Genomic DNA, 23,253 nt, shown 5'->3' with positions numbered 1-23,253 from the left:
AAATGCATCCATCACAATATGAATCCGCAGCATGAACCCAGTTTTTACGACTTACATCGCCTGATCACTTGGTTGATTGTGGGCGCTGCGCTGCTGAGTGCCACTGGGGTTATCATCGCGCTCTACGGCGAATATCAAACCGTGGGCACTCCTGCCCTGTTTATGCGTGCCGATTTTCTCGGTGACTATATCAACTCTCCCCTCGCCTATGTATTTAACCTCGGATTACTCGCCGCGGGGATTTGTATGTTGGTCTCTATGGCTGGGCTCTACTTACTTAAGCTCGACAGCTTTAGCCAATATATTGCGCTCACAGGCGCCTGGGTTGGCACCTCGGTGATTTTGATGGGGATATTTCCGATTAACTTTTTAACCATGCACAGACTGGTTTCCACTAGCTATCTGTTAAGCACGCTAACCCTGCATGCCTTGGTGATTATTGCGGGAATCGTGCCTAAACTAATCTGCCCAAGACCTTTGTTTTACTTAAGCTTATTCAGCTTTATCAGTGCCGTGTGTCTGAGCTTACAACTGGACTGGAGCCAACTAGATTTCCCGCCCTGCGAGACAAACAATCACTTCTGTTTTGTCGCCGCCAATATGTGGCTGCAAACAAACCTCAATATTATTTGGTGTATCAGCCTTGCATTTGCCATGCGCCGTTTATCCAAAATCCTGTATTATCGCGCCCAAGTCCATCACCCGTTTTAGCTTAGTCATTTATGCGTCTCGCCAAATACCTTGCCCAATGCGGCATTAGTTCACGCCGCGAAGCCTGCCGCTTAATTGAGGCCGGACGCATCAGCCTCAATGGCAACATTGCTCAGCATACCGATGCCGTGCTTTTCGATGCTGACGGCCAATGTCTCGATAGCCTCTGCTTAGACGATAAGCCCATTACGGGCGCCGAAGCACTCAGCTATTGGATCTTCAATAAAGCCGAGGGCACAGATTGCCGTTTGTTAGACACGGATAAATCCAGTTTGCTGCATTTACTGCCAACTGCGCCAAGACTCTACCCAGTGGGTAGATTAGATAAGGATTCCCGTGGCTTATTGCTGCTCACCAATGATGGCGAACTCACCCATAAACTGATGCACCCCAGTTTTGCCCACAGTAAAACCTACCATGTGCAGCTCGATAGGCCCTTCAACGATGCCTTTATCGAACAAATGGCCAGCGGCGTACAATACAAAGAGGTGCGCACACTCCCCTGCCAAGTCACACGGTTAAGTGCAGACCGTTTTGAAATTGTGCTTACCCAAGGGTTAAATCGCCAGATTCGGCGCATGTCCAACGCCTTAGGTTATAAGGTGATTGACTTACAACGCGTCGCGTTAATGACATTAACGCTAGGCTCCTTAGCCGAAGGCGAAATGCGCCCACTCAGCCCAGAGGAAGTTACAGCGCTTAAAGCCGCAGTAACGATTTAGTGAGGATAAGTGGTGAATGCACTCAAGCAGTTAACCTCAATTTGAGACAATGCCTGCGTGAACAATATCTGCCAATAAACGCCGATGAAGATAGAAACGCCTGAGATGACTCAGGCGTTGTTGATGAAGCCAAAGTAGTCTTTCAAACTTTTGAAATTGAGCTACTTTTTATCGGAACGAAGCACTAACTCCACTCTGCGATTCAACTTTTGTCCGGCGTCATTAGTGTTACTGGCCACAGGGCTGTATTCCCCGTTACCGTGGGCGGTTAATTGAGCCGACGGAATTTGAAACCCGTCACTCAACTGCTTAATCACTGCTGCGGCGCGGCGCTCCGACAGGCTTTGATTGTAACTCCGCTCGCCCTTGTCATCGGTATGTCCGACCACATAGAAACTCAACGCAGGGTTCTGCTTAAGATAACTCGCGAGGACCTCAAGAACTGGCTTGGACTCAGGCAACATACGCTCACTGTCATAATCAAACAACAATCCCTCTAACGTCGCCTTGCCTGTTTGGCTAATCGCATCGGTCAAGGCATCGAGGTCAATCGCCACACGATCATCCTTCAGACTAGAAAGTTCCATTACCCTGAGCGTAGTATCGGCAGGTGTGCCATCAAAATATCCTTGGGAATAGATATCGAAGTAAACATCTCCCTTGGCGTGACTCAGCTTAAACAGCTGATACTCCTGCCATTCATCTTCTTTATCGTCCTTGATTAATTTGATGGCATTGATCAGGTTATCATCGTCGCCGCAGGCCGTACCTTTACAGTGGAACACCCGCTCAGCCTGCAGTTTTTGTGCTGCTGCGGCATAATTGCTGTTGATTTCAAACAACGAATAGCTTTCAGGCATCTGATACGTTATTTGGGTAAGCTTGGCGTCCAGCGATTTGGTTTGATAATCTGCGCCCGAGATCCCCACCAATACAGGCACTTGGGTAAAGTTAGTTTGTTTGTAACTGGTAATATAACTGCCGGGCATACGCCCCAGCAAAGGATGGTCGGTCGCGCCTTGAGCATCATCACTGCGCCTATCTTTAATCTCAATGTCCTTCGGCGCCTGCTGTAAGAAGTCACTATTCGCTTGGATCAAATCCAGCGGCTCAGGGATAGCGTCGAGGATATCGACCTGCAGGTAGGTGTATCTATCCTCCCGATTGACGACATAGATACTGGTGTAAACCTCACCGCGAGTACCTTTTAGTTTTGCCGCCGCATAAGCACTGTGATAATCGGCATTCACAGTTTTAAGTGGCTTTAGCTGAGTTTGCATGGCTTGACCATCACCACAGGTGGCGGCCTTGCAGCTAAATAACACTTCAGCATTCAGCTTTTTAAGCTGTGCCAAATAGTTATTGATCACATGCTCGGGACTATACCCCTCTGGCAACTCAACGCTTTGTCGAGTCAATTTCCCCGATACAGGCAACAGAGTGAACTTGTCACCATTCACTTCGGTGATAAGCTCAAAGGGCGTAAAGTGGATGCGCTTTTCTTCAGGCGATTTGGCGTCTGGGAAGGGAGTAAACAGTGATTCGGCATTCACCGCAAAAGTGGCGACACCGCAGGTCGCAGTCAAAAATACAGCACTCAGTAACGTCTTATGTCCCATAAAAAATCCTTTTCTGTAGGGAAAGTTAGCCCTCGCGAACTAACTAACTAACTAACTAACTAACTAGATAAAAAATAGTGACGGGATAATACGATATAAATATTTACCTAGGTATTAACCCGTATGAAAGTAATACTTTTTATTGAAAAGGAAATACGGGCAATACTGAGATATCCTTCTTTAAATAGCGTGGAATAACCTCCATCTATACTTGATTAAGCATTGAACAAGGAGATTTATATGCCGCCAACGGTCACTGTTCATCTTGCTAAAAGCTATTGCCCCAAAGCGAGATAAGTTTGTCGTCAGGTGTGTAGGATGAATTGTCATTGTTTCCCCAGTGACACGCCGTCCTTTTATTTCACAAGAAGTATTCCTATAGGCTCGACGGCGGCATCTGCAACACATGGAAGTGTAAATGCCGCGTTCACATGGATGTGAAAGAGCGGTCATGTCGCCAACGGTCACTGTTGTAACAATGGCAATTTTGACGGCCATTGCACTGTTCATTTGGCTAAAAGCTTTATGCCCCAAAGTGTGTTTCGGCTCGTTATCTCAATCGAAAATACCTACTCTTGTTGCCATACAAATTCTTATCTAGTTACCTATGTTTGCCCCTACCGCGAAACGGCTAATAATGTATGGCTATACAGTCATATTTAAATTTAGATACTTTGGAGTGATTTTAAGACAATATCAGTGCGCACTAATTCCATCCAAAATAAAACTCTTTAAAATCAGGTGAATATAGTAACTGAATTTTAGTTAATAGGTTTGGAAAACGCGCATGCGCGTTTTTCCAGATGGTGTATTTTATAAAAAGCTGATAACTTCTGCATAAACAGATAGTTAACTGTGCGCATTTTTACTGGTCTAACGTGATAAACGCGCATGCGCACTAATAAAATGTTATACGGCAACGAAACTATGAAACACGGAGTCAAATTAATAGTTATGGGAATACTTTCGTTATTTGGCTCGAAAGCAAGTGCAGCGGTTGAAGCTGATTTTTGGAAATGGTTTCAAAAGAATGAAGATATGATCTTTAACTTCGAAAGAGATACAGAAAACACTTTTGATAAACTATCTGCAGCACTTTCTAAAGTTGATCCCGAACTTACTTTTGAATTTAGCCCTATTCGAGAGAATGGTAAAAGGGAGTTTGTAATAAGCGCTGGAGGTATAAAAAATTCATTCCCTTCAGTTGAATTGCTATTTAACTCAGCACCTGAATTGAAAAAATGGATAATCATAAAATTTCGGCCTCGAAGATCGCCCCTTAATGATCTTAACTTTGGTGGTGTTTCAATAAAATCTGAAGACGTTTATTACAACTTATATAAAGATGAAGATAAGTTGGGCATTGTTTTGTTTTTTGATAACTACAACGAAAAAGAACACACGACTTATGGCAACTTAGGTTATTTGTTCCTAGATGAAGCTCTTGGTGAGTATGACGTTGAAACTAAGTTGGGCTTTGTTGAGTTTCATAACAAAACGTCAGAGTATTTTGATGGAGCTAAACCAATAAAAAACTTATCAAAACAAGTAGATGAGTATTATGGGAATTAGTGGAAAATGCCGTATAACAAGTTGCTTAATTTCGTTCCGGCCACAAGTAGCGTGGCCTCCACTGGACTGCCTACGCTTCGCTGCGGCAGCCAATTAGCAAGGCGTTAGGCACTAAAATTGACATGAAGATTACGAGATTTTTTCAAAGCCTATTATTCCGCATTAAGAGTGGTGGCGAAGATATCTTTGAAATAAAAGTAAATAACAAAAGTATTTATTTGTTTAAAAATAATATGGCTATCACAGTTATCGACTGGGACAATATCTGCTCCATTACCGCTTTTAAGCAAGATAACTTAACTGTAGATCCAGTTGTGTTGTGCTTATGCCATTCACCTGACACCAAGCACGGAACAGCCTTCAATGAATTTATGAGCGGTTTTGACACACTTGTTTCAGAAATTAATGAAAGGTACGGTTTAGAATGCGATTGGCTAAATCGAGTAAATTTAGGGGCATTTAAAAAGAACTTGGAAGTGTTGTGGCAACGTGCCTAACAAACCAAGGCAGCGGGACACTAACACGTAGGCTCCCGTCACTTCGTTCGGTATGTTAGCCTACGTGTTATTGCCCCTGCTTGGGGCGTTACGTGCTAAGGATTTATTGTGTCATCCGATGATTGGTACAGGAATAAAAATTGGAATGCTTCTATCGAAGAACATTTCTATTCGAAGTTGAAGCGAGCAAGAACGCAGCGAGATCAATATTTAGTAATCCAAGCTCTCACTTTGGCTGATAATGATCCAGAAGTATCGCTTCGTTTGGTTAATGAATACTTCGAATCAAGAAAGGATAAATTTGATGATGTTCGTGCTTTATTGGCAAAAGCAACCGCATTTAAAGCGCTAAACGATTTGGATGGATGTATTTCTGCTTTCAAAGAAGTGCTTGAGAGGGAAAGAGAATTTCCAAACCACCAAACCGGGGTGTACCTTGATTATCCATATTTGGTAGCAACTCGAAAAATTGAAAACGAGTACGCCAATGCTCTTGATGTGCTTAATGAGCATGTTGATAGACTCACGTTTCCTCTTGATCATTATAAGTGGCACGCATCTAAAGCATTAATCGGTAGCGATGGCTCAGAGGCAAAAAAGGCTCTCGAAGCTGCTAAAGTTAAAAAATCTGGATTTCGATTTCATCAAGATGTTGGCTTAGTCGGTAAGGAACATGAAAAGACAATTAAACATCTGTGCAAGATCTGCACGTAACAAAGCCAGCCAGAGGGACAGCCAAACCGCTGCGCGCTTTGTCTGCCCCTGCTGGCGGCGTTAGGTGCTTGAATGGAATCCCAGAAATTCCCGAGACTTAAGTACTTTATGTCCTGCTATTACCACCAGGACTGGGCGCTTGATATTGGAAATTCAAACGAGCAGGAGCTCTGGAACTCTTACTTTGAATGCGAAAAACTCGCCAATGACAAAGTACTTCTATCTGACGTCAACGAGCTTCTATCCACTTCAAATAACCAAATTTTAGACACACTACGTAGATACCAATCCGGAGGCAGGTATTGGAACTCAGAAAATGATGCCAAACAATGGCTTAACTCATTTAGTGAATATCTGCTGCTCAGAGTCAAAAATACAGAAGGTGGGGCAAGCACCTAACAATGCGCTCAACTATCGCTCACTTCGTTCGCTGGAATTAGGAAGATCCTAAAGTTAATAGTCTATTAGCCTTGGTCAGAGGTTCTAGCTTTACACCTGAAAGTCCGCGCTTTACCGCCTATCTCGCCAGTGGCACTTTTCGTGAAGTGGTTGAACTAACCCGTATTAGCTTACGGGAAGTGGTGCGGTTGTTGAGTTCTTTGTTGTGGCTTCTTTGGTTTTGAAACGCTGTCGTACCCAAACTGTTTCTGCGCACGTGGTCGTCGGCTTCTTCGAAAGAATTCTTTGCAAATTTAAGCCCGCATGGCTGATAAGTTTATCTGCTATTTCTTCTTTGTCATGCGCGTTTCGTGGTTCGGATTGTAGTTTTCGAGTTGTCTGTTTTACATCGTTGTTTGAAAGCAATAATGTGTTTTCAATTAGGCCGTTGGGTGGCAAACCTCCGGCCAAAACGTCGCAGCTAACAAGCAATTTAAGCAGATTCGCAACGCTTGGCATTTTTGGTTTGCGGTGAGTTTTGTGTTTATGGCGCAATGCGTTGGCTTTTGTAGTGAGTTGCTCACTACTTAATTGGGCGTTAGCCCTATCAGAGGAATATTATGAAATCTGCGGTTTTAGTGATCGATGTTCAGTCGATTTTATTTGATCCAGAACCACGCCCATTTGAGTCACAATTGGTGTTGGAAAAAATTAATGCCGTCACTGAATCAGCTCGAAGTTACTCAATCCCAGTCATTTTTATTCAACATGAACAACCTAATACAGGCATTGAGTACGGCTCAGATGGTTGGAAGTTACAAGCAAGTTTAGTGATAGAGTCCAGTGACTTATTTGTACGCAAGACAACTCCAGATTCGTTTCTGCATACCAATCTCGAGAAAGTATTAAAAGAGCTTGAAGTTGAGCGCGTACTTTTATGTGGTTACGCGTCAGAGTTTTGTGTTGATACGACAGCTCGTCGAGCAGCAGGTCTTGGCTATCATGTAACATTGATAGCTGATGCGCATACGACTCACGATAAAATGCATGCAACTGGCGCAGAAATACGAAAACATCATAATTCGACCTTGCCGAATATCTCGAGTTTTGGCGTGAAAATTGAAGCGATTCCATTTGATAGCATTTGGTCATCATAGGGCTAACAAACGCCTCAAGAGGGACTGTCAACGCGTGGCGTTTCCAGTCCCATTGAGCTGCGGTGGTTGCAGTTGTTGTGTTTGAGTTTAGTGGTAATGCGTTGCCAGCCCCTTAGGCGGGCGTTATGAGCCATATGAATAATTTCCTAATTTTTAGCCTAACAATTATTTTGGCTGGTTGCACAACCATAAAGAATGTTTCAGACCGTTATCAATTTGAAGGTGACATAGGCATAAAACATTTAGTAAAGAACGCTTTCATTTGCTCCATTGATAACAATGCAATGTTTGCGAGAGGCTTACCCGTCAATGAGCTATATGAAAACCATGGCTTCGAGTCCTGTCCTCTTGGTGTGGATGTTGCTTCTCTTATCAAAGGTACAGAAATTAAAGTTTCAGAGGCTTCTCATCGCTCACATTTCGGCTTAGTGTCTTATACAGATCATTGGTATTTTGTTGGTTCCGCTGACATTGGCGGTAAAATGGTAAGTTTTTATTACTACTTGGGGTTAACTACTGATGGAAAACCTCCTGCGAACTATAAAGATAATTTGTTGTGGCACTAGCAAAAGCTCATAACAAGGCCAGCCAGCATCGCTCCCTGCGGTCGCTGGACCTCGTTTCACTCGGCCGCTGCTGGCGGCGTTAGTTTACTAAGGAGAAGTCGTGCACAAATATGAGCTAGATATTATTGGAAATGCAATCGATAGTTTAGATGAAGCTTTAGCCAAATATGCACAAGGGCAAAATGGATGTAGACGATCTCATAAATTTGCTTTACTACATTTCTGTCACTTTATGGAGTTAATTTTAAAACACTACATTTCAACAATAGACGAGAACTTAATATACTCAAAAGTATTTAGAGTCGTTGAAAAAAGAGCTAAAAAAGATGAAATATCATTAATTGACGCTTTTGAAGTTTTGGAAGACGAAGAGTTTGACTTTGAATTACCTGTTAAAGGCAATCTCAATCCACATACAATCACTCTAGATATGGCACTCGCATACGTTGAATCTGATAAAGACTATTTTGATTCCGAGTTGGCTTCTGAAATTAGATCGCTAAAAGATCTTAGGAATGATATCGAACATCACAAGTTTGTAATGGATACCAAAGAAGTCAGGTTAGCATTAGGCCGATTAACTCGTGGGTTTGATGAGTTTACAGATATATTTAGTGTCGTTGGATTGCAAGATGTAATAAGTAAAGATCATCTTGGTGTTTTTCAAACATTAGCTGATGAATATGAACACGAATTAAAAGAAGCTAAGGTAGAAGTTAGAGATGCTCATAACGCTGCTTTTAGAGGAGTAAGACTAAAGCATCAATATGACGTACATTGGGCTACATATGATTGCCCAGAGTGTAACGTGAGTGATTTGATGATTCCAAACGAAGACTCTTCAACTGGTTTTAAATGCACGATGTGTGGAAACGAAGATTCAGAAGATATTGAAGTGGATTGTGAAATATGTGGTTCATCTTGGCCAAATGGTGAAATGAGTAGCTGGGTCGATACATATACTTATACATGCCCAGATTGTAATGACTTCGATAGCAAATATTAACGTAAACTAACAAAGCCTTAAAGTCAGATTCGTAACAGTTGGCTCGGTTTCAACTCGCTTCACATTTTAGCCAACAGTCACTCACCGCTTAAGGCGGCGTTAAATTTCTTGGCACCTTTCCGCGCATCCCTCACGGTAAGTGCAGTGCCATTTCAAGGGAAGTGAATGGAGAAACGATATGTCTACTACTGGGGAAAAACCAGGAAAAGGTGCATACACATGTGATAACTGTGGGCAGGTGGTTGTCTTAGATGACAATTCAGACACCTTGCCGCCATGTCCTAAATGCCAAGAAACTGAGTACACGCCATAGGAGGAAATACAATGACTGGTAAATCTACACATGTTGTTCCAAACCCTGATGGTGGTTGGGACATTAAGCAAAGTGGTGGCCAACGTTCGTCCGGTCATTTTGATAAAAAGCAGGATGCTGTCGACCGAGCAAGGGAAATTAGCCAAAATCAAAATACCGAACTAGTTATTCATAATAAAGATGGACAAATTGGCGGAAAGGATAGCCACGGTAACGATCCTTTTCCTCCAAAAGGATAACTAAAATAACAATTCAATGCAGCCGACCGCTATCGCGTCGGCTGATTGAGGTGTTAGCCCATAGAGATTTTCATCCGAAAATGACGAGTTAGAGTTAATAACCTAACTCATTTTTGTCCCTTAACTTCTTACGTACATATCGCAAATGGGTAGTTAAAATTGGCATTGGGGCACCAGTGACCGTTGGCGACATGGATGTCGCCGTCGAGCCTATAGGGATACTTCATGTTAAATAAAGAGGCGGCGAGTCACTGGGGAAACAATGACAATAAACTCCATAAATAGATAAAAAGGTTAATCGCTTTTGTCCCAAAGCATGCTGTGTGTTTCTTTAAAACCTGCAAGCTACACCGATGCTAAAAGAGTGAGTCATGGTGATTAGCGAGACGACCGTCCGCCCCATGGCCGCTTTTTGGCATCCATGCCATCGCGGCATTCGTGAATCAATTCACATCAGATGGGGCGGCCCTACATCCACGGATGGACTTGAACAACATCCCTGTTTAACGGCCAGTTCGCCATCCATGGCTCTCGTTCATAAGCTTAGAAACCCTAGGTTTCTATTCTCCGTGTCGGTGAGCGAATACCATGGCTCGCCTAGCAATACTGCTTTCAACAATTATCTGCAAGTCATTACATACAAAAAAGCGATAAACCACATTGGTTTATCGCTTTCTTCTTATCTTGCAATTGCTACCTATTTATCCCGTAAATCATATGACAGAAGCGGCTTTGCAATCATACTTGCCGCACCTGTGCGATGCGGCGATGGATTATTTAACGATCTCCATCTCGGCTAATAGGTTGTCGGCATTATCTAAATACTTCATCACCCACAGCATATAACGGCTATCGACTTGGATTGAGCGGTTGATATTATCGTCGTACGCCCAGTCACCGATGATGCTTTCATACACGCCATCGAACAGTAAACCCACTAATTCGGCACGGCCGTTTAGGGTTGGAGAACCAGAGTTACCACCCGTTGTGTCTAAGGTCGACAGGAAGTTTACCGGCACAGAATCGATGGCTTTCACATAAAAATCACCGTATTGCTTCTGCTTGATAAGCTCTAACTGCTTTTTCGGCGCATCGAATGGGTCAACGCCCGTGTCTTTTTGCACTATGCCTTCGAGGCGAGTAAAGGGCTTAGCTACTAAACCATCTTTAGGTTCATAACCTTTAACATGGCCAACGGTCACGCGCAGGCTAGAGTTCGCATCGGCGTACACTGGCTTACCTTGCTCACGGTTATAGGCAATGATGGCATCCATATACTGTGGACGCACTTTCATCAGCTCGCCATCTAACTCTTTCTCTTTCTTCTCTTCGCTCATGTTGGTGTCATACATGGCCACGGCGAATTGAATAAAAGGATCCTTAGAGGCTTTGAAATCATCAACGGATTTTTCCATCCAAGCTAAACGCACATCTTTGTTGCCCAGCTCGGTTTTGGCGTACATTTTGTCTAAGGTTTTCGCCAGTTTAGCTTCGTTAACCTTTTTATCGATACCAAAGGCTTTATCCATTGCAGGTAAGCGCTGCGCCTCAGGTAACGCGGCATAACGTTTAAGCATATCCAAGAGCACGGCCTTATCGACACTTGGGGCATAACGGCGATCGATACGCTCCATGCTCGCCTTGAAACGCGTCATATCGCGGTCTTGGAAGCCGGGTTCACGCTGCATATCAGGCAGTTGCTTCTCATGGGCTAAACGGTACAGATTGGTCGCCGTTGGCACCATAGTAGTGTTGCCAATGTAGCTTAAAATCATATCCCGTTCTTGATGGGCTTTGCTCTTGGCGATCAGCGCGTCTAATTCACTTAAGGTTTTACCGTATTTGGCTTCGCGGCTGCTGTCTTTAGCAATCCATGCGGCGAGCTCGGCTTCACGGGCCTTGCGGTCGGCTAACATGGTGGATTTGCCATAAAACTCGATCATAGAGGTAAAGTTTTTAGCGTAGTTCGCTAAGCCTGCGATTTGGCTCTCGTACTTAATGCGCTCGTCGCTGCCTTCTGGCGCGGTTTCTTTGATGATTTCAATAAAACGTTCGCGCAGCATCTTGCCTTCTGGGTAAGCCCATTCGAACTGATTTTGCACTTCGTTCGCGGTGCGGTATCTGTTGGTACGGCCGGGGTAACCCGCCACCATCACAAAATCCCCTTCACTCACGCCTTTGGCCGAGACTTTTAAGAAGCTCTTTGGCTCGTACGGCACATTGTCGGCGCTAAATTCGGCAGGTTTACCGGTTTTAGACACATAGGCGCGGTAGAAGGAAAAGTCGCCCGTGTGGCGCGGCCACATCCAGTTATCCACATCGCCGCCGTATTTACCGACGCTGCCCGCGGGGTTATAGACTAAACGTACGTCGCGGATTTCTAACTGTTTTACCAGATAGTATTCTAAGCCGCCGTGGAAGCTATACACTTGGCAGCGGTAGCCTTCATCCTTTTCACACTCGGCAACGAGTGCTTTTTCTTGGTTCTCAACACCTTGATAAAACTCACGGCCCGTCTTGTTTTCAAGCCCAGCGTTAACGCGCTCAGTCACGTTGGTGACATCTTCGGTGACATAAACGCGAGAACCAGGCGCCGCGGGTAATTCATCGGCAAAGGTTTTAGCTAAGAAACCGTCCTGTAACAGGTTTTTCTCTGGAGTCGAGTTATATTGAATCGAACCATAGGCACAGTGATGGTTTGTCACGACTAAGCCTTTTGGCGATACAAAAGATGCCGTACAACCACCTAGGCTGATCACGGCATTCATGGGGAATTCGGTCAGTTTGGAAATCGATTTTGCATCAATCTCTAAGCCTTTCGCTTTGAGTTCATCGGCCATTGCGGGCAATTGGTGTGGCTGCCACATACCTTCATCGGCATGGGAGGCAAAACTCGCCGCCACGGCAACTGAGAGTAACCATTTTTTCATTATCTTAAGTCCGTTTTAGGTGAAGAAAGCCGAGCGCTTGCGAGGCCATTTCTTATATTTATTGGGATTACATGCCGCTTTGGTTAACGCTAAAAAGCAAAAAGTCAGGCACTGGGCCTGACTTTAGCATATCGCACGCACTCTATAACAGAGTTAGAAAAATTCGCTTACAAAGCAAATACATTCATCATATATATCGGTTTCACTCTGCCGTATCAGCGCGTGAAACAACCTTCAGTTACAGCGCGACAAATAGCTGAGCGCCGATAATCACCGCGCCTAGCAGACCGGCAATCCCGAGGGCAAATGTGCCGCCGGACACTTGGTATCCCTGCGGCGTGGCTTGGCGCTGACGCAGTGCCATTACGATCGGCAGGAAGATAATCATCACCACCAGCGGCACGGCGGCAAAGCCTAATACGGCAACAAAACCTTCGGGGACATAGAGCGCACATAACAGCGGCGGCACAAAGGTTAACAACCAGGTTTGGGCGCGGCCGAGGAAGGTCTTCTTCGCGCGGGTCAGTTCGGCCACAAAATCATACAGGCTTAAGGTGACCCCGAGGAAAGAGGTGATTAAGGCTAAATCCGCAAACAGCGAAATACATTTGCTGATCCAAGGCGTGTGGGCAATCTCTTGTAATGCACTGATAAGCGCAGGTAAAGAGCCATTAAAGCTACTGATTTCGGTGCCACCGACTGTGCCTAAGGTCACCAATAACCAGAAGATATAACAAGCGAGTGGAATGGTTGAACCGATTAATAATACTTTGCGCAGCGACACTGCATCGCCATCTAAATAACGCACTAAGGTCGCGATACACACGTGGAAACCGAAGGAAGTAAACACCACTGGAATCGCCGCCATCCAACTGCTGGTCATGGACTCGGCCACTGCACTGGTTGCCATACTCGAGATGCTGACTTCGGGTAATAAAAACAGCACGACCACAATCAGCAATAAAATCATCAGCGAAAACAAGAAGCGCGAGGCTTTATCGACCCAAGCCACCCCTAAGGCCGCAAATCCACCCAGCACTAAGGTAAACAGCACCACCGCCAGCTGGTTGTCTAACACGAGATCAAACATATTTTTGGCTTTAAGAACTAACAGCGATGAGCCGCCCGTCAAATACGCTGCTGTTAAAGCAAAGAGCAAACTGAGAAAGGAGGCGCCTTGCACCATTTGGCCTTTCTTGCCGAGGAGTTTGCCCGTGATCGCATGGACGTTATCACCGATGCCAGAGCGCAGGTTAATCTCAAGCATTAACAATGAGGTATAGGCTGACAAGCCCCAAATCACCACCATTAGCAAAATGGCTGGCACCATGCCTAAGGCGGCCGTGGCTAAGGGTAAGGCTAACATTCCCGCGCCAATGGCGGTCCCCGCGACAATGGCTATCGAGCCTAACATTTTTGAATTCACACAATTATCCTGTTCAAGTATTAATTATTATTTTTTAAGGTTTTTTGAGTAGATTTGAAGGATAAAGCCTTGCGCACTCTGTGATTAAGCCAACAGCAATCTCAAACGAAAAGCGTCACTAAACTTAAAGCATCCAATCCGATCTCAAAGAGCAGATCAATTGGCCCCAATAGCTTTTGAATATTTCAACCCAGTCGCCATTGAGGCTAACTAAATCGTTTGCAGAAAAGTGACATTAATTTCAACCGTGATTGCCTTAGCAAAGCAGCGACATCGCGCGTAATAGAAGATAGCTAGGGACATTAACAGAGCCTATCCCAGCGGGCAAGCCAGTTATAGACAAAGATGACGCTGCTTTGGCTATCCGAAGAGGAAATGTGAGTAAAAGATAAAAAATCGAGGCGGATCTGTTATCAAAACAATAAACCCTGCAACACCTGTGGCATTGCAGGGTTTATCTATTGGCTTTGCGATTCGCTAACTGGGATACGGGATTGCGCTAACGCGGATTAACACGACTCACAATCCCTCATTCCCCTGTTAACGGGTTACAACTCAGTCCAGGCCATAGCCCAAGAGCCGCCGACATCCGGTTCAAACCCAGTTGCCGTTGGCGACCATTGCATGCAATAACCACTGTAGGGCCAAGGTTTACATTGATAGATCTTGCCGGTTTTAGGTTGCAGCACCTTAGTACCCGCCACATAGTTTTTAATGCCCTCGGGGAAGACAAAGTCGGCATCGGGCGCTGTGGCTTGATCTTTTAAGAACAGATCGAAGTTTTGCTGGATAACCTCGCCTTGCTTAGGCTCGCCCTTCACCTGTAAGTGATAATGGCCCGCCTTTGGCGCAACGACATCAAGCACTAAACTCGCGCTGGTATTGTTGACCGCTTGCGTGACATACCCTGCTGCCGTGCCATCGTGGCTAAACAGGTAAGCCGAGACCTGCATATCGGTATTGGTGCTAACATCGAAACTGACCTGAGCGGCACCATCGACAATGGTGTAATCATCGGCCAGTGACGTGACATCGAGCTGATTGCCCGGCGCAGGCGCAATATCAAAGCTCACTTCCACTCGCTCTAGACCCGAATTAGGCGCGGCATAAATCTCATTTTTACCGTAAACGGGCGAGATCACTCCAGAGGCATTCTTCTGCCCCGCCTTAAGTTGTGGCTGCTGGGCATTAATCGCGCTGGCTAACAGGAATGGCCAATTTTGCTTGGCGCCTTGGGTGGCATCGGCAATGGTTATCTGGGTTTGCTTGGCTGTTTGCTCACCGTTGGCGTCAAACACCCGCGTCATCACCTTATCACCCGCCTTAAGATCGAGTGACGGATTAATATCACCAATATCGGTCCACTCGCCCGGCACCACGGAGCCAGAGCTAAAGTTCACATCGATGGCATTGTAGAAGCTGTTAGTGGTGTCCCCCACTTCCCACACGGCCAAAATCACGTGATAACCGGTTCTGCCTTCAGGCACATAACAGTTATGTGTCACTAACTTAGGCGGCTGCACCATGCCACCATCGACCACACAGAAGGGCGCTAAGTCAAAACTTGCACGGCTCAACGCTTGATTTTGATCCCACCCTTGGCGAGTTAAATAGTAACGCCAATTGCGGGTCACATGGTTAGCGGTGAACTGCCAAGAAAAGTCATTCCAACCCGACTTGATATCACGCTTAGACCAACGACTTGGGCTCTGTTCATCCAAGGGAGAAAACGCCCCGTTGGCGGCGCTGGCAATTTTACCGTCGGCAGGGCCTGACTCAGGAAAACCTGATGGACCTTCAACACTTTGCGGTTCCCACTGAACGGCGCCGCAGTTTAAATTGCTGCCGGTTTTACAGGCGTACGAGCGTGACTCAGGTGATACGACATAACCGTGGGCCGACGCCGTTTGGCTGACGAGGGCACTCGTGGCGCTTAAAGCTAAGGCAATTAGGCTTAAGCGAGCCAGTTGCGGACGTTTGAGTTTAGCGTTTGTGATTGGTGAAAAAGCAGTTTGATGTTCCACTTTAATGTACTCCGTAGGGTGCCTTTCTCGATGAGATTGGCATAGGTATAAAAGTGGTATTTAGGCAAAACAGCATTAAGCAAAGCCGTTTATTTTTCAAAGAATTGAAAGCATTAAATCAATTCAGAGGCAACCCCGCTATCTTAGTTACAACATCCCTTTACAACCTTAGACCGGAGGCTTTGCGTCCTAATTTTTCAATTAGTTTGCCAAATACGGTGGTTCTCCATTCAAGTTAACAATATGTAACTTAAATTGAGACAGGGCTAACCTAACAATAAAAGACAACGTTGTCAAAAATTAAAATGTTACAATTCAATGCATTACAAAACGTTGAGCGGTATTTTATTGGCGTCTGTCAGATTATTTGCCCTCTGACTTGATGAGTTTAATCTTGAAACCATGTTTCACTTGGGTATAATGCCCTCCTCGCTTCGGGGGAGTAGCTAACTGGATTTCGAGCCATCGATATTCAGGGTGAACATCAACATACTTGGCCGCATGCCATGGTGTTCACAGCAAATCATCGATTTGTCCTGCAAGACCTGAGCACAGTAACCGCACCTAGGGGTGGACGGTCTATTGTGCTTATGTCAAAAACCACCCCTAAAGGATCACACTTGGAAGCGTTACTCGCCTCAACCTTTACGGTTGCCATCGCCGAAATTGGCGATAAAACTCAACTGCTTGCCCTATTACTCGCTGCAAGATTTAAAAATAAAACCGCGATTATCTTGGGGATTTTACTCTCAACCCTGTTTAACCATTTTGCCGCCGCTTGGCTTGGCCAATGGGCGATTAACTGGGTAAGCCCAGATGTAGCACGCTACTTGGTTGCCGCTTCCTTCTTTGCGATTGCGCTATGGGTGTTAATCCCCGATAAAGTAGACGCCGAAGAAAGCCGTTTCTATAAGATGGGGCCTTTTATAGCGACCTTTATTCTGTTCTTTATTGCCGAAATGGGCGACAAAACCCAGATCGCGACTGTCGTATTAGCCGCTAAATACGATGCCTTAGCCATGGTGGTTGCAGGTACCACTTTGGGTATGTTGCTGGCGAACGTCCCAGTGGTGATTGCAGGGCATTTTAGTGCCGAAAAACTACCGATGAAGTGGATCCATAGAGGTTGTGCGATTTTATTCGCCCTATTAGGTGTCGCAACGCTAGTGCTTTAACTAATTGATTAAAATTAAGTAAACAAAAAGGCCAGTGATAACACTGGCCTTTTTTATGGGTTGATTAAGCTTATAACCCGAGTGCAGTTTGGATCCGTTGACCGTAATCCGCATCGGCCTTGTGGAAGTGTGCCAGCATACGTTGCTGTACATCCAAACTCGCCTGACGCAGTGAGCCAGAAATCGTTTCCACTAAGCGCGCTTTCTCTGCTTCGCTGAAGATACGATACAGGTTACCCGCTTGCGTGTAATCATCCTGATTGTAACGGCTGTAACGCGCCGCTTCGCCATCTAAACGCAATGGTGGCTCGGCAAAGTTAGCCGGTTCAACTAAAGCCCCCGCAGTGCTGTTTGGACCATAGTTAGCCGCGGCATCACCACCAGTTTGGCTACCATGGTATGGGCATTGCGTTCCCGCCATAGCGCCAGCACGTTGGTGATGATTCGCTTTAGTCGCATGTGGGCAGTTTACTGGTAACTGGTTGTAGTTCGCCCCAATACGGTAACGCTGCGCATCGGCATAGGCGAATAAACGTGCCTGTAACATCTTATCGGGCGATGCGCCTACACCTGGTACTAAGTTGCTCGGTGCTAATGCCACTTGCTCGACTTCGGCAAAGTAGTTTTGCGGTAAACGATTCAGCTCTAACACACCAATCTCAATTAACGGGTAATCGCCATGTGGCCACACCTTAGTTAAATCGAATGGGTTGATATGGTAAGTGTTGGCGTCGCTCTCAGGCATAATCTGTACGTTCACAGTCCAACGAGGGAAGTTACCGTCAGTCACTGCTACCACCATATCGCGCTGGGATGAGTCAGGGTCGATACCCTTTAACTTATCGGCTTGCTCATTGGTTAAGTTCACCACGCCTTGCTGCGATTTGAAGTGGAACTTCACCCAGAAACGCTCACCTTTAGCATTCCAGAACGAGAAAGTATGCGAACCATAACCATGCATTTGGCGGTAGTTTGCCGGAATACCACGGTCAGACATCAGAATCGTCACTTGGTGCATGGCTTCAGGGTTTAATGACCAGAAGTCCCACATAGCTTGTGGATCTTTCAAATTAGTCAATGGGTTACGCTTTTGGGTATGGATAAAGTCTGGAAACTTAATCCCATCACGCAGGAAGAAGGTCGGCGTGTTGTTACCCACGATATCGTGATTACCACGAGCGGTATAGAAGCGCAGACCAAAACCACGGGGATCGCGCTCGGCATCAGCAGAACCCATTTCACCGCCCACGGTAGAGAAGCGTACGAAGGTTTCAGTTTGCTTACCAACACCGTTAAAGTGATCGGCAATGGTGTATTCGCTTAAGTCTTTGGTCAGGGTGAAAGTACCGTATACGCCAGTGCCTTTGGCATGCACAACACGCTCAGGAATACGCTCACGGTTAAAGTGGGCAAGCTTTTCAATTAAATGCCAATCTTGCAGTAGTAAAGGACCACGCTCGCCCGCTGACAATGAGTTTTGATCGTCAGCAATTGGAGAACCGCTTTGGCTTGTTAAATACTGTTGACTCATACCTTGCTCCTCATTCTTGATTGGTGTTAACCCAAGATTCAATTAAATCGTAAATTGTGGCCATGGCTTATCTCCTTGGCGGGGCGACGTTTTGTCGATGGAGTTAGAATAGACAAAGATACAGATTCAATAAAACGATTAATATAGATTCAAACAATCTACATTTCAGATTAACGAAGAGTGCTTAGATCATTCAGGGAGTAAAGTTCACTCCCCGTATGCGATGAAATAGCCAGCGACAGAATAAAGAGTATGCCAGCCGTAACGCAAACCGACTTGGCAAAAATGAGAACTCGAGCTTAAGACAAACTTAAAAAATACTTCAATTGATTCAAAGTGCTACATATTACTCATTGACAGAGGCCGCCTGTTCACGATAGATGACGACTAAGTAATAGGCATCGATTATCACGATAAAAAAGTTAACCGCCGCCACCGGGTAAGCTTGTATCGCTACCCCATAGGCAACGAATAATGCCGACCCCAGCAAGTTCCACCAGCGTAACTTTTTGATATTAGACATCATCAAAGAGATGGCTACCACTACAGACGCTAAATAACCAACCCATTCCCACATCATTGCACTATCCATATCACGTCCTTATTTATCGATTGATACAACTAAAACAGGTTGGTTGAGCCTTCTTAGCGTTTTACTACCGCCGCCGTCATCCGTGAAATACAGGTCAACTCCCCTGCACTATTATGGATTAAGATTTCCCACACCGAACTGCGTTTTCCCAAATGAACCGGTTTAGCCGTCGCGGTCAGCACGCCATTACGCGAAGCGCGTAAATGGTTGGCGTTAATCTCTTGTCCAACACAATAATATTGCTCGAAATCCACCGCAAAGTTTGCGGCGTAGCTGGCAACCGTTTCGGCCAGCGCCACGTTCGCACCGCCATGAACTATGCCTAAGGGATTATGTACCGCGGGCGTGGCAGGCATAGTCGCCTTCATATAGTCATCGCCAATCTCGCTGATCTCAATCCCGAGAGTCTGCATCAAGGTGCCTTTGCCCCCCATACCAGCATCTAAACGGGCACAATCCTCTAAGGTGACAGGTCTAAACCAAATACTCATTTCAACATCCTAGTAAAGAAAACCAGCTAGCAGTTTACTAAGAAGTGACTGAAGTTCAACACATACGCATTGGCTTAATCAGTATAAGACGGCAAGGAGTCGCTGCGCCTAAGTTAACCAATGCTTTGTGACAGCCAAACGACTAAACCAGACTAAAAACAGCCCCCACAGGATCACCACACTCGGCATCATAAGGGCATCGCTGCCTAATACCGCTGCCGCCTGCTGAATCCCAAAGACATAGCCCATCTGCACCAATACGGCGACCAGAGACGCGAGCAACACTTTATAAGAAAAGGCTTTTTTAATGAGTAACAACAGACAACCGATAACGCCAGAAACCACCGCAAAACCAAACACAAAGTCGAGCCAAGCGGGTGTCGATTCATAGAGTTTTATCTGATCTGGGCTCATCTGCGCCATAGCCTCAGGCGTCATGGTCATTTGAATAACAAATGCCAATAAACCCATGATGTTCCATAACAAACTGATGAGTGCGACAAAATAAAACCACAGTGGCGCTTTCGCCACTTCGATTGAATGGTAGGAGCCTGTCACTGCCATCTTATCTTCTCCGTTTGACGAACCTTCTCGGCATTTCACCCGATGCGAGCCATAAAAAAGGGATGGTAAAACCATCCCTTAGCTCTGAGTTTAGCTCACAAACTTAGCCGTGAGCGTACAAACTCTCGATTAACGGCGACGGCGTTGCAGGCCAAATAGCGATAGTAAGGCTAAACCTAAGTATCCTAATGCACCACCATCATCCTTTGGCTTGGGCTCAGGTTTTGGTGGCTCAACCGGCGCTGGGTAGCTCAATGCCACAATCACTGGGTCATGGTCAGAGGCTGAGAAAGCATTCTCAGATTTGGCCAGTTCGCCAGAGAATTTTTTGCCGTATTCAAACAGGTTAGATTCAACCGAGTTGATATGCCAATCTTCGATATCCACTAAACGCTTGGCAAGACTAGTGTTTGCTAAGGCATGGTCGAGGTTACCTAACTCACCGTTGTAGCTGTATGAGTAAGTACCAGCGCCATGAGCCTTGGTATTGAGGTTGATTAGGCCATAGCCCTTCTCAATCTTGCTACCTTGGCGCTCAAACACTTTGCCATCAAGAGTAGTCCAAGAGGCAGTAATGATATCGCGCTCAGACTTGCTCGCATCGTAATCGGTCAATACGCGGATTGGATCTTCCATGCCGTAGGCGTTCATATCACCAATGACCAGCAGATCGCCCTTAACGTCTTTTAAGGCTTCGCCGAGCACTTTAGCCGCCGATACACGGAAGGCGTTACACTTGCCCTGTTGATCGGCAGGATCGACTGACTCTTCGAAGTTGACCCAATCTTCTAAACAGCCTGAACCTTTTGATTTCAGATGGTTAACAACAACGGTTAAGTTTTCATCATGGATCTTAAAGGTTTGCGCTAAGCTGTGACGTTGGTAAGCATCGTTACCTGGATTAGTCTCAGTCTTGCCGTCTTTAGTGCGAGTCACACTGCCAGCTGTCGCGTGTTGCTCAGGGGTGTCGATCGCACGAGCCGCACCCGCTAGGCTCACTTTACCCGCGCGGTAAAGCATACCCACAGTGATGGCATCGCTACCGAAGTACTTACCGTCGTATTTATCTTCATCGGTGATTTCAACGAAACTATAAGCATTGTCAGCGGTTTGCTTCTCGTTTAAGGCATCGACTAAGTTCTTAATCGCGCTCTTTTCACCAAAGCCGTTGTTAGCGATTTCCATTAAACCGACGATATCGGCGTTCATGGCGGTGATAGCACTGACGATTTTCGCGCGTTGCAGCAGCATTTCTTCTTCGGTTAATGCGCCGCGGTTACTGCCCGATGGGTTAGTATCACCACCGACCACATCGTTAAAGAAGTTCAGCACGTTAAAGCTAGCAACACGGATATCGCCCTTAGTGGCCACACTTGGCGCGTCGGTTCTATCGTCACCGCGGATAAAGTCGCCAGCGGTAATAGTATTGGTTGCCACTAAACGGTAGGCGCCATAGCTGTAACCTATCACCCCTTCGAGGTTGGTCAGTTGGTCGCCCACACGGATATAACCGGTTTCGACGTTAAAGTCAGGGAAGTAAGGGATAACACCGTCGGCTGGCTTGTAGTCAGATTCGATAAACAGCTGATTTTCAAGGTTAGATTTAACTAACGCCGTCGCTTCTGGTGACAATGCTGGATAGAGCTGAGTCGGCTTCATCAACGGCGCCTTGTAAGACACCAGCATGTTATTACGACGGCCCGCATAATCGTAACTGAAGGTACGGCTGATCTTCAGATCGCTACCCGCATCCAGTTTCACGTTCATGCCTTCGTAGCGCTCTAATGCCTGCGCTAAGGTTTCGCCATCAGCTACGTAGAATGGTGTTGCAGCAGGGACTTCACCCTTAGCACCGACTTCAAATTTCTTATCGGCTTTAATATCGATTTGGGTTAGGCCGAAGTATTCCTTCACCTTACCCTGAACGCAGACTTCAACACCTGGTTGAATCGCTTCTGGGGGATTCTCACCTAAAAACACGAACACACCGTCGGAGGTGTATGGCGAGTTATCGCCTTTCACTTCTTGGAGGTAGAAGCCTTTAAATAAGCTTTCGCCACGGGCGGTCACTACGCCGCGAACCGTCACTTCGGTTTCAGACTCGAATGCGCCTTCAGGTACATAAGGGCTGGATTCACCCGCACCTTGGACTTGATAAATAGGGACGATTTTCGCACCGCTACAGCTAAAGACAGGGGTTTCAGGCTCAGTCGCAGCTTCTAGCGAACCTAAACCGGTGAAGGTGTCCTTAGGTAATTGTTCCCACTGGGCAGGATTAAAAACAGTGTTGGCGACTAATGAATCGAGTTTACGCTGCAGGGTGACATCGAGGCCCCATCCTGTCGGCGTAGGCACATCACCGATAATATCGACTACCGCACCATCTTTGACTAAGGCAACCGCATCACCACCGTTAAAACTTAACGTGCCCGAAAAACTATCGACACCTTGAGGCAGGGTAATGACTGCGCTTGAGTTTAAAATCACTTTCGTGGATTTTGGCGCGATACTTTGTCCATCTAATGCTTGCATATCTAAAGCATCAGTGGCGCCATCTTTATAACGAACGAGTTTATAACCCGCCAGATCAATTGCCGTATCACCGCTGTTATACAATTCGATAGCTTTGTTGTTTGAGCTACCTTCAACATATTCAGTGATCATCACATCAGCGCTTGCCATCATTGGCAAAGCTGCGGCCACAGCTAAAGAAATAGCCGTTAACTTATTAACATTATCCATATTATCAACCCCATTATTATAATATCGCCGCTAATTTTTATTAACGTGCGGGCGGATTATTCCAGAGTTGAAAAGCTAAAAAAAGAGGGGAAGATCCCACTATGCGCTCATAAGATATTGATGGAAATGAAATTTTACAACTCAAACTGTCCTATATACAGAACAGTGATATAACACAAAAGTATTAAGCGGTAAGAAAACAATAAGTAAGATAAAGACATCACAGTGATATATCAGAGCGAAAACGAGCAAATAACAATCAAAAAATAAATATGATATTTTGA

Annotated in this window: 22 protein-coding genes and 1 riboswitch; of the genes, 13 read left to right on the top strand and 9 right to left on the bottom strand. The window is 45.7% G+C overall.

What is annotated here, in order from left to right; all coding sequences use genetic code 11:
- Positions 1-18: 18 nt before the first annotated feature.
- Positions 19-711 carry a hypothetical protein gene (locus tag K0H59_RS04670; RefSeq protein ID WP_220054801.1) on the top strand — a complete coding sequence of 231 codons (693 nt, stop codon included), beginning with the start codon at positions 19-21 and terminating at the stop codon, positions 709-711.
- 11 nt (positions 712-722) lie between these two features.
- On the top strand, positions 723-1,433 hold the full coding sequence (locus K0H59_RS04665; RefSeq protein WP_220054800.1) for a 23S rRNA pseudouridine(2604) synthase RluF: 711 nt from the start codon (positions 723-725) through the stop codon (positions 1,431-1,433).
- A 161-nt stretch (positions 1,434-1,594) separates the two neighbouring features.
- On the opposite strand, the gene K0H59_RS04660 is transcribed toward K0H59_RS04665, so the two are convergent.
- Positions 1,595-3,052 (bottom strand): OmpA family protein, encoded by a 1,458-nt coding sequence (locus tag K0H59_RS04660; protein WP_220054799.1) that lies wholly within the window; start codon positions 3,050-3,052, stop codon positions 1,595-1,597.
- A 927-nt stretch (positions 3,053-3,979) separates the two neighbouring features.
- Between K0H59_RS04660 and K0H59_RS04655 the strand changes: the two genes are divergently transcribed.
- The 10 genes from K0H59_RS04655 to K0H59_RS04610 all read left to right on the top strand — a co-directional run bounded on the left by K0H59_RS04655 (position 3,980) and on the right by K0H59_RS04610 (position 10,294).
- Positions 3,980-4,624, top strand: a complete 645-nt coding sequence (locus K0H59_RS04655) for a hypothetical protein (protein ID WP_220054776.1) — start codon at positions 3,980-3,982, stop codon at positions 4,622-4,624.
- 122 nt (positions 4,625-4,746) lie between these two features.
- A complete protein-coding gene (locus K0H59_RS04650) occupies positions 4,747-5,121 on the top strand; it encodes a hypothetical protein (RefSeq protein WP_220054798.1) in 375 nt (124 codons plus the stop codon).
- 108 nt (positions 5,122-5,229) lie between these two features.
- Positions 5,230-5,835: a hypothetical protein gene (locus tag K0H59_RS04645; protein WP_011717327.1), complete on the top strand. Its 606-nt coding sequence runs from the start codon at positions 5,230-5,232 to the stop codon at positions 5,833-5,835.
- 72 nt (positions 5,836-5,907) lie between these two features.
- A complete protein-coding gene (locus K0H59_RS04640) occupies positions 5,908-6,234 on the top strand; it encodes a contact-dependent growth inhibition system immunity protein (protein ID WP_220054797.1) in 327 nt (108 codons plus the stop codon).
- A gap of 599 nt (positions 6,235-6,833) precedes the next feature.
- Positions 6,834-7,370, top strand: a complete 537-nt coding sequence (locus tag K0H59_RS04635; protein WP_000833722.1) for a cysteine hydrolase family protein — start codon at positions 6,834-6,836, stop codon at positions 7,368-7,370.
- Between the two features lie 125 nt (positions 7,371-7,495).
- Positions 7,496-7,936: a hypothetical protein gene (locus tag K0H59_RS04630; RefSeq protein ID WP_220054796.1), complete on the top strand. Its 441-nt coding sequence runs from the start codon at positions 7,496-7,498 to the stop codon at positions 7,934-7,936.
- A 100-nt stretch (positions 7,937-8,036) separates the two neighbouring features.
- Positions 8,037-8,942, top strand: coding sequence for a hypothetical protein (locus tag K0H59_RS04625; RefSeq protein WP_220054795.1), 906 nt, complete (start codon positions 8,037-8,039; stop codon positions 8,940-8,942).
- Between the two features lie 178 nt (positions 8,943-9,120).
- A complete protein-coding gene (locus K0H59_RS21370; RefSeq protein ID WP_082038639.1) occupies positions 9,121-9,255 on the top strand; it encodes a zinc ribbon-containing protein in 135 nt (44 codons plus the stop codon).
- Between the two features lie 11 nt (positions 9,256-9,266).
- Positions 9,267-9,494: a DUF2188 domain-containing protein gene (locus K0H59_RS04615; RefSeq protein ID WP_220054794.1), complete on the top strand. Its 228-nt coding sequence runs from the start codon at positions 9,267-9,269 to the stop codon at positions 9,492-9,494.
- A gap of 371 nt (positions 9,495-9,865) precedes the next feature.
- Positions 9,866-10,294 carry a hypothetical protein gene (locus K0H59_RS04610; protein WP_220054793.1) on the top strand — a complete coding sequence of 143 codons (429 nt, stop codon included), beginning with the start codon at positions 9,866-9,868 and terminating at the stop codon, positions 10,292-10,294.
- Here the strand turns inward: K0H59_RS04610 and K0H59_RS04605 are convergent.
- The 3 genes from K0H59_RS04605 to gbpA all read right to left on the bottom strand — a co-directional run bounded on the left by K0H59_RS04605 (position 10,268) and on the right by gbpA (position 15,817).
- Positions 10,268-12,424 carry a S46 family peptidase gene (locus K0H59_RS04605; protein WP_220054792.1) on the bottom strand — a complete coding sequence of 719 codons (2,157 nt, stop codon included), beginning with the start codon at positions 12,422-12,424 and terminating at the stop codon, positions 10,268-10,270. The two genes, K0H59_RS04610 and K0H59_RS04605, sit on opposite strands and share 27 nt — an antisense overlap.
- 238 nt (positions 12,425-12,662) lie before the next feature.
- Positions 12,663-13,838: an aromatic amino acid transport family protein gene (locus K0H59_RS04600; RefSeq protein ID WP_220055553.1), complete on the bottom strand. Its 1,176-nt coding sequence runs from the start codon at positions 13,836-13,838 to the stop codon at positions 12,663-12,665.
- Positions 13,839-14,398: 560 nt separating this feature from the next.
- A complete protein-coding gene (gene gbpA / locus K0H59_RS04595; RefSeq protein WP_408733576.1) occupies positions 14,399-15,817 on the bottom strand; it encodes an N-acetylglucosamine-binding protein GbpA in 1,419 nt (472 codons plus the stop codon).
- 182 nt (positions 15,818-15,999) lie between these two features.
- A riboswitch (cyclic di-GMP riboswitch) is annotated at positions 16,000-16,095 on the bottom strand.
- Positions 16,096-16,494: 399 nt separating this feature from the next.
- Between gbpA and K0H59_RS04590 the strand changes: the two genes are divergently transcribed.
- Positions 16,495-17,049: a TMEM165/GDT1 family protein gene (locus tag K0H59_RS04590; RefSeq protein ID WP_088210953.1), complete on the top strand. Its 555-nt coding sequence runs from the start codon at positions 16,495-16,497 to the stop codon at positions 17,047-17,049.
- 70 nt (positions 17,050-17,119) lie between these two features.
- Here K0H59_RS04590 and katB read toward each other — a convergent pair whose 3' ends face one another.
- The 5 genes from katB to exeM form a co-directional block, all read right to left on the bottom strand.
- Positions 17,120-18,580 carry a catalase KatB gene (gene katB / locus K0H59_RS04585; protein ID WP_220054790.1) on the bottom strand — a complete coding sequence of 487 codons (1,461 nt, stop codon included), beginning with the start codon at positions 18,578-18,580 and terminating at the stop codon, positions 17,120-17,122.
- A gap of 346 nt (positions 18,581-18,926) precedes the next feature.
- Positions 18,927-19,172 (bottom strand): YgjV family protein, encoded by a 246-nt coding sequence (locus tag K0H59_RS04580; protein WP_011716040.1) that lies wholly within the window; start codon positions 19,170-19,172, stop codon positions 18,927-18,929.
- Positions 19,173-19,225: 53 nt separating this feature from the next.
- A complete protein-coding gene (locus K0H59_RS04575; RefSeq protein WP_011716039.1) occupies positions 19,226-19,663 on the bottom strand; it encodes a PaaI family thioesterase in 438 nt (145 codons plus the stop codon).
- 108 nt (positions 19,664-19,771) lie between these two features.
- A complete protein-coding gene (locus K0H59_RS04570) occupies positions 19,772-20,227 on the bottom strand; it encodes a hypothetical protein (protein ID WP_220054789.1) in 456 nt (151 codons plus the stop codon).
- A gap of 129 nt (positions 20,228-20,356) precedes the next feature.
- Positions 20,357-22,969 (bottom strand): extracellular exonuclease ExeM, encoded by a 2,613-nt coding sequence (exeM, locus tag K0H59_RS04565; protein ID WP_220054788.1) that lies wholly within the window; start codon positions 22,967-22,969, stop codon positions 20,357-20,359.
- Positions 22,970-23,253: the final 284 nt, after the last annotated feature.

It is taken from the genome of Shewanella sp. FJAT-51649 (assembly GCF_019457435.1).
GTDB lineage: Bacteria > Pseudomonadota > Gammaproteobacteria > Enterobacterales > Shewanellaceae > Shewanella > Shewanella mangrovisoli.
The sequence above is the reverse complement of the archived record's forward strand: the minus strand, read 5'-3'. Positions and strand labels throughout refer to the sequence as shown.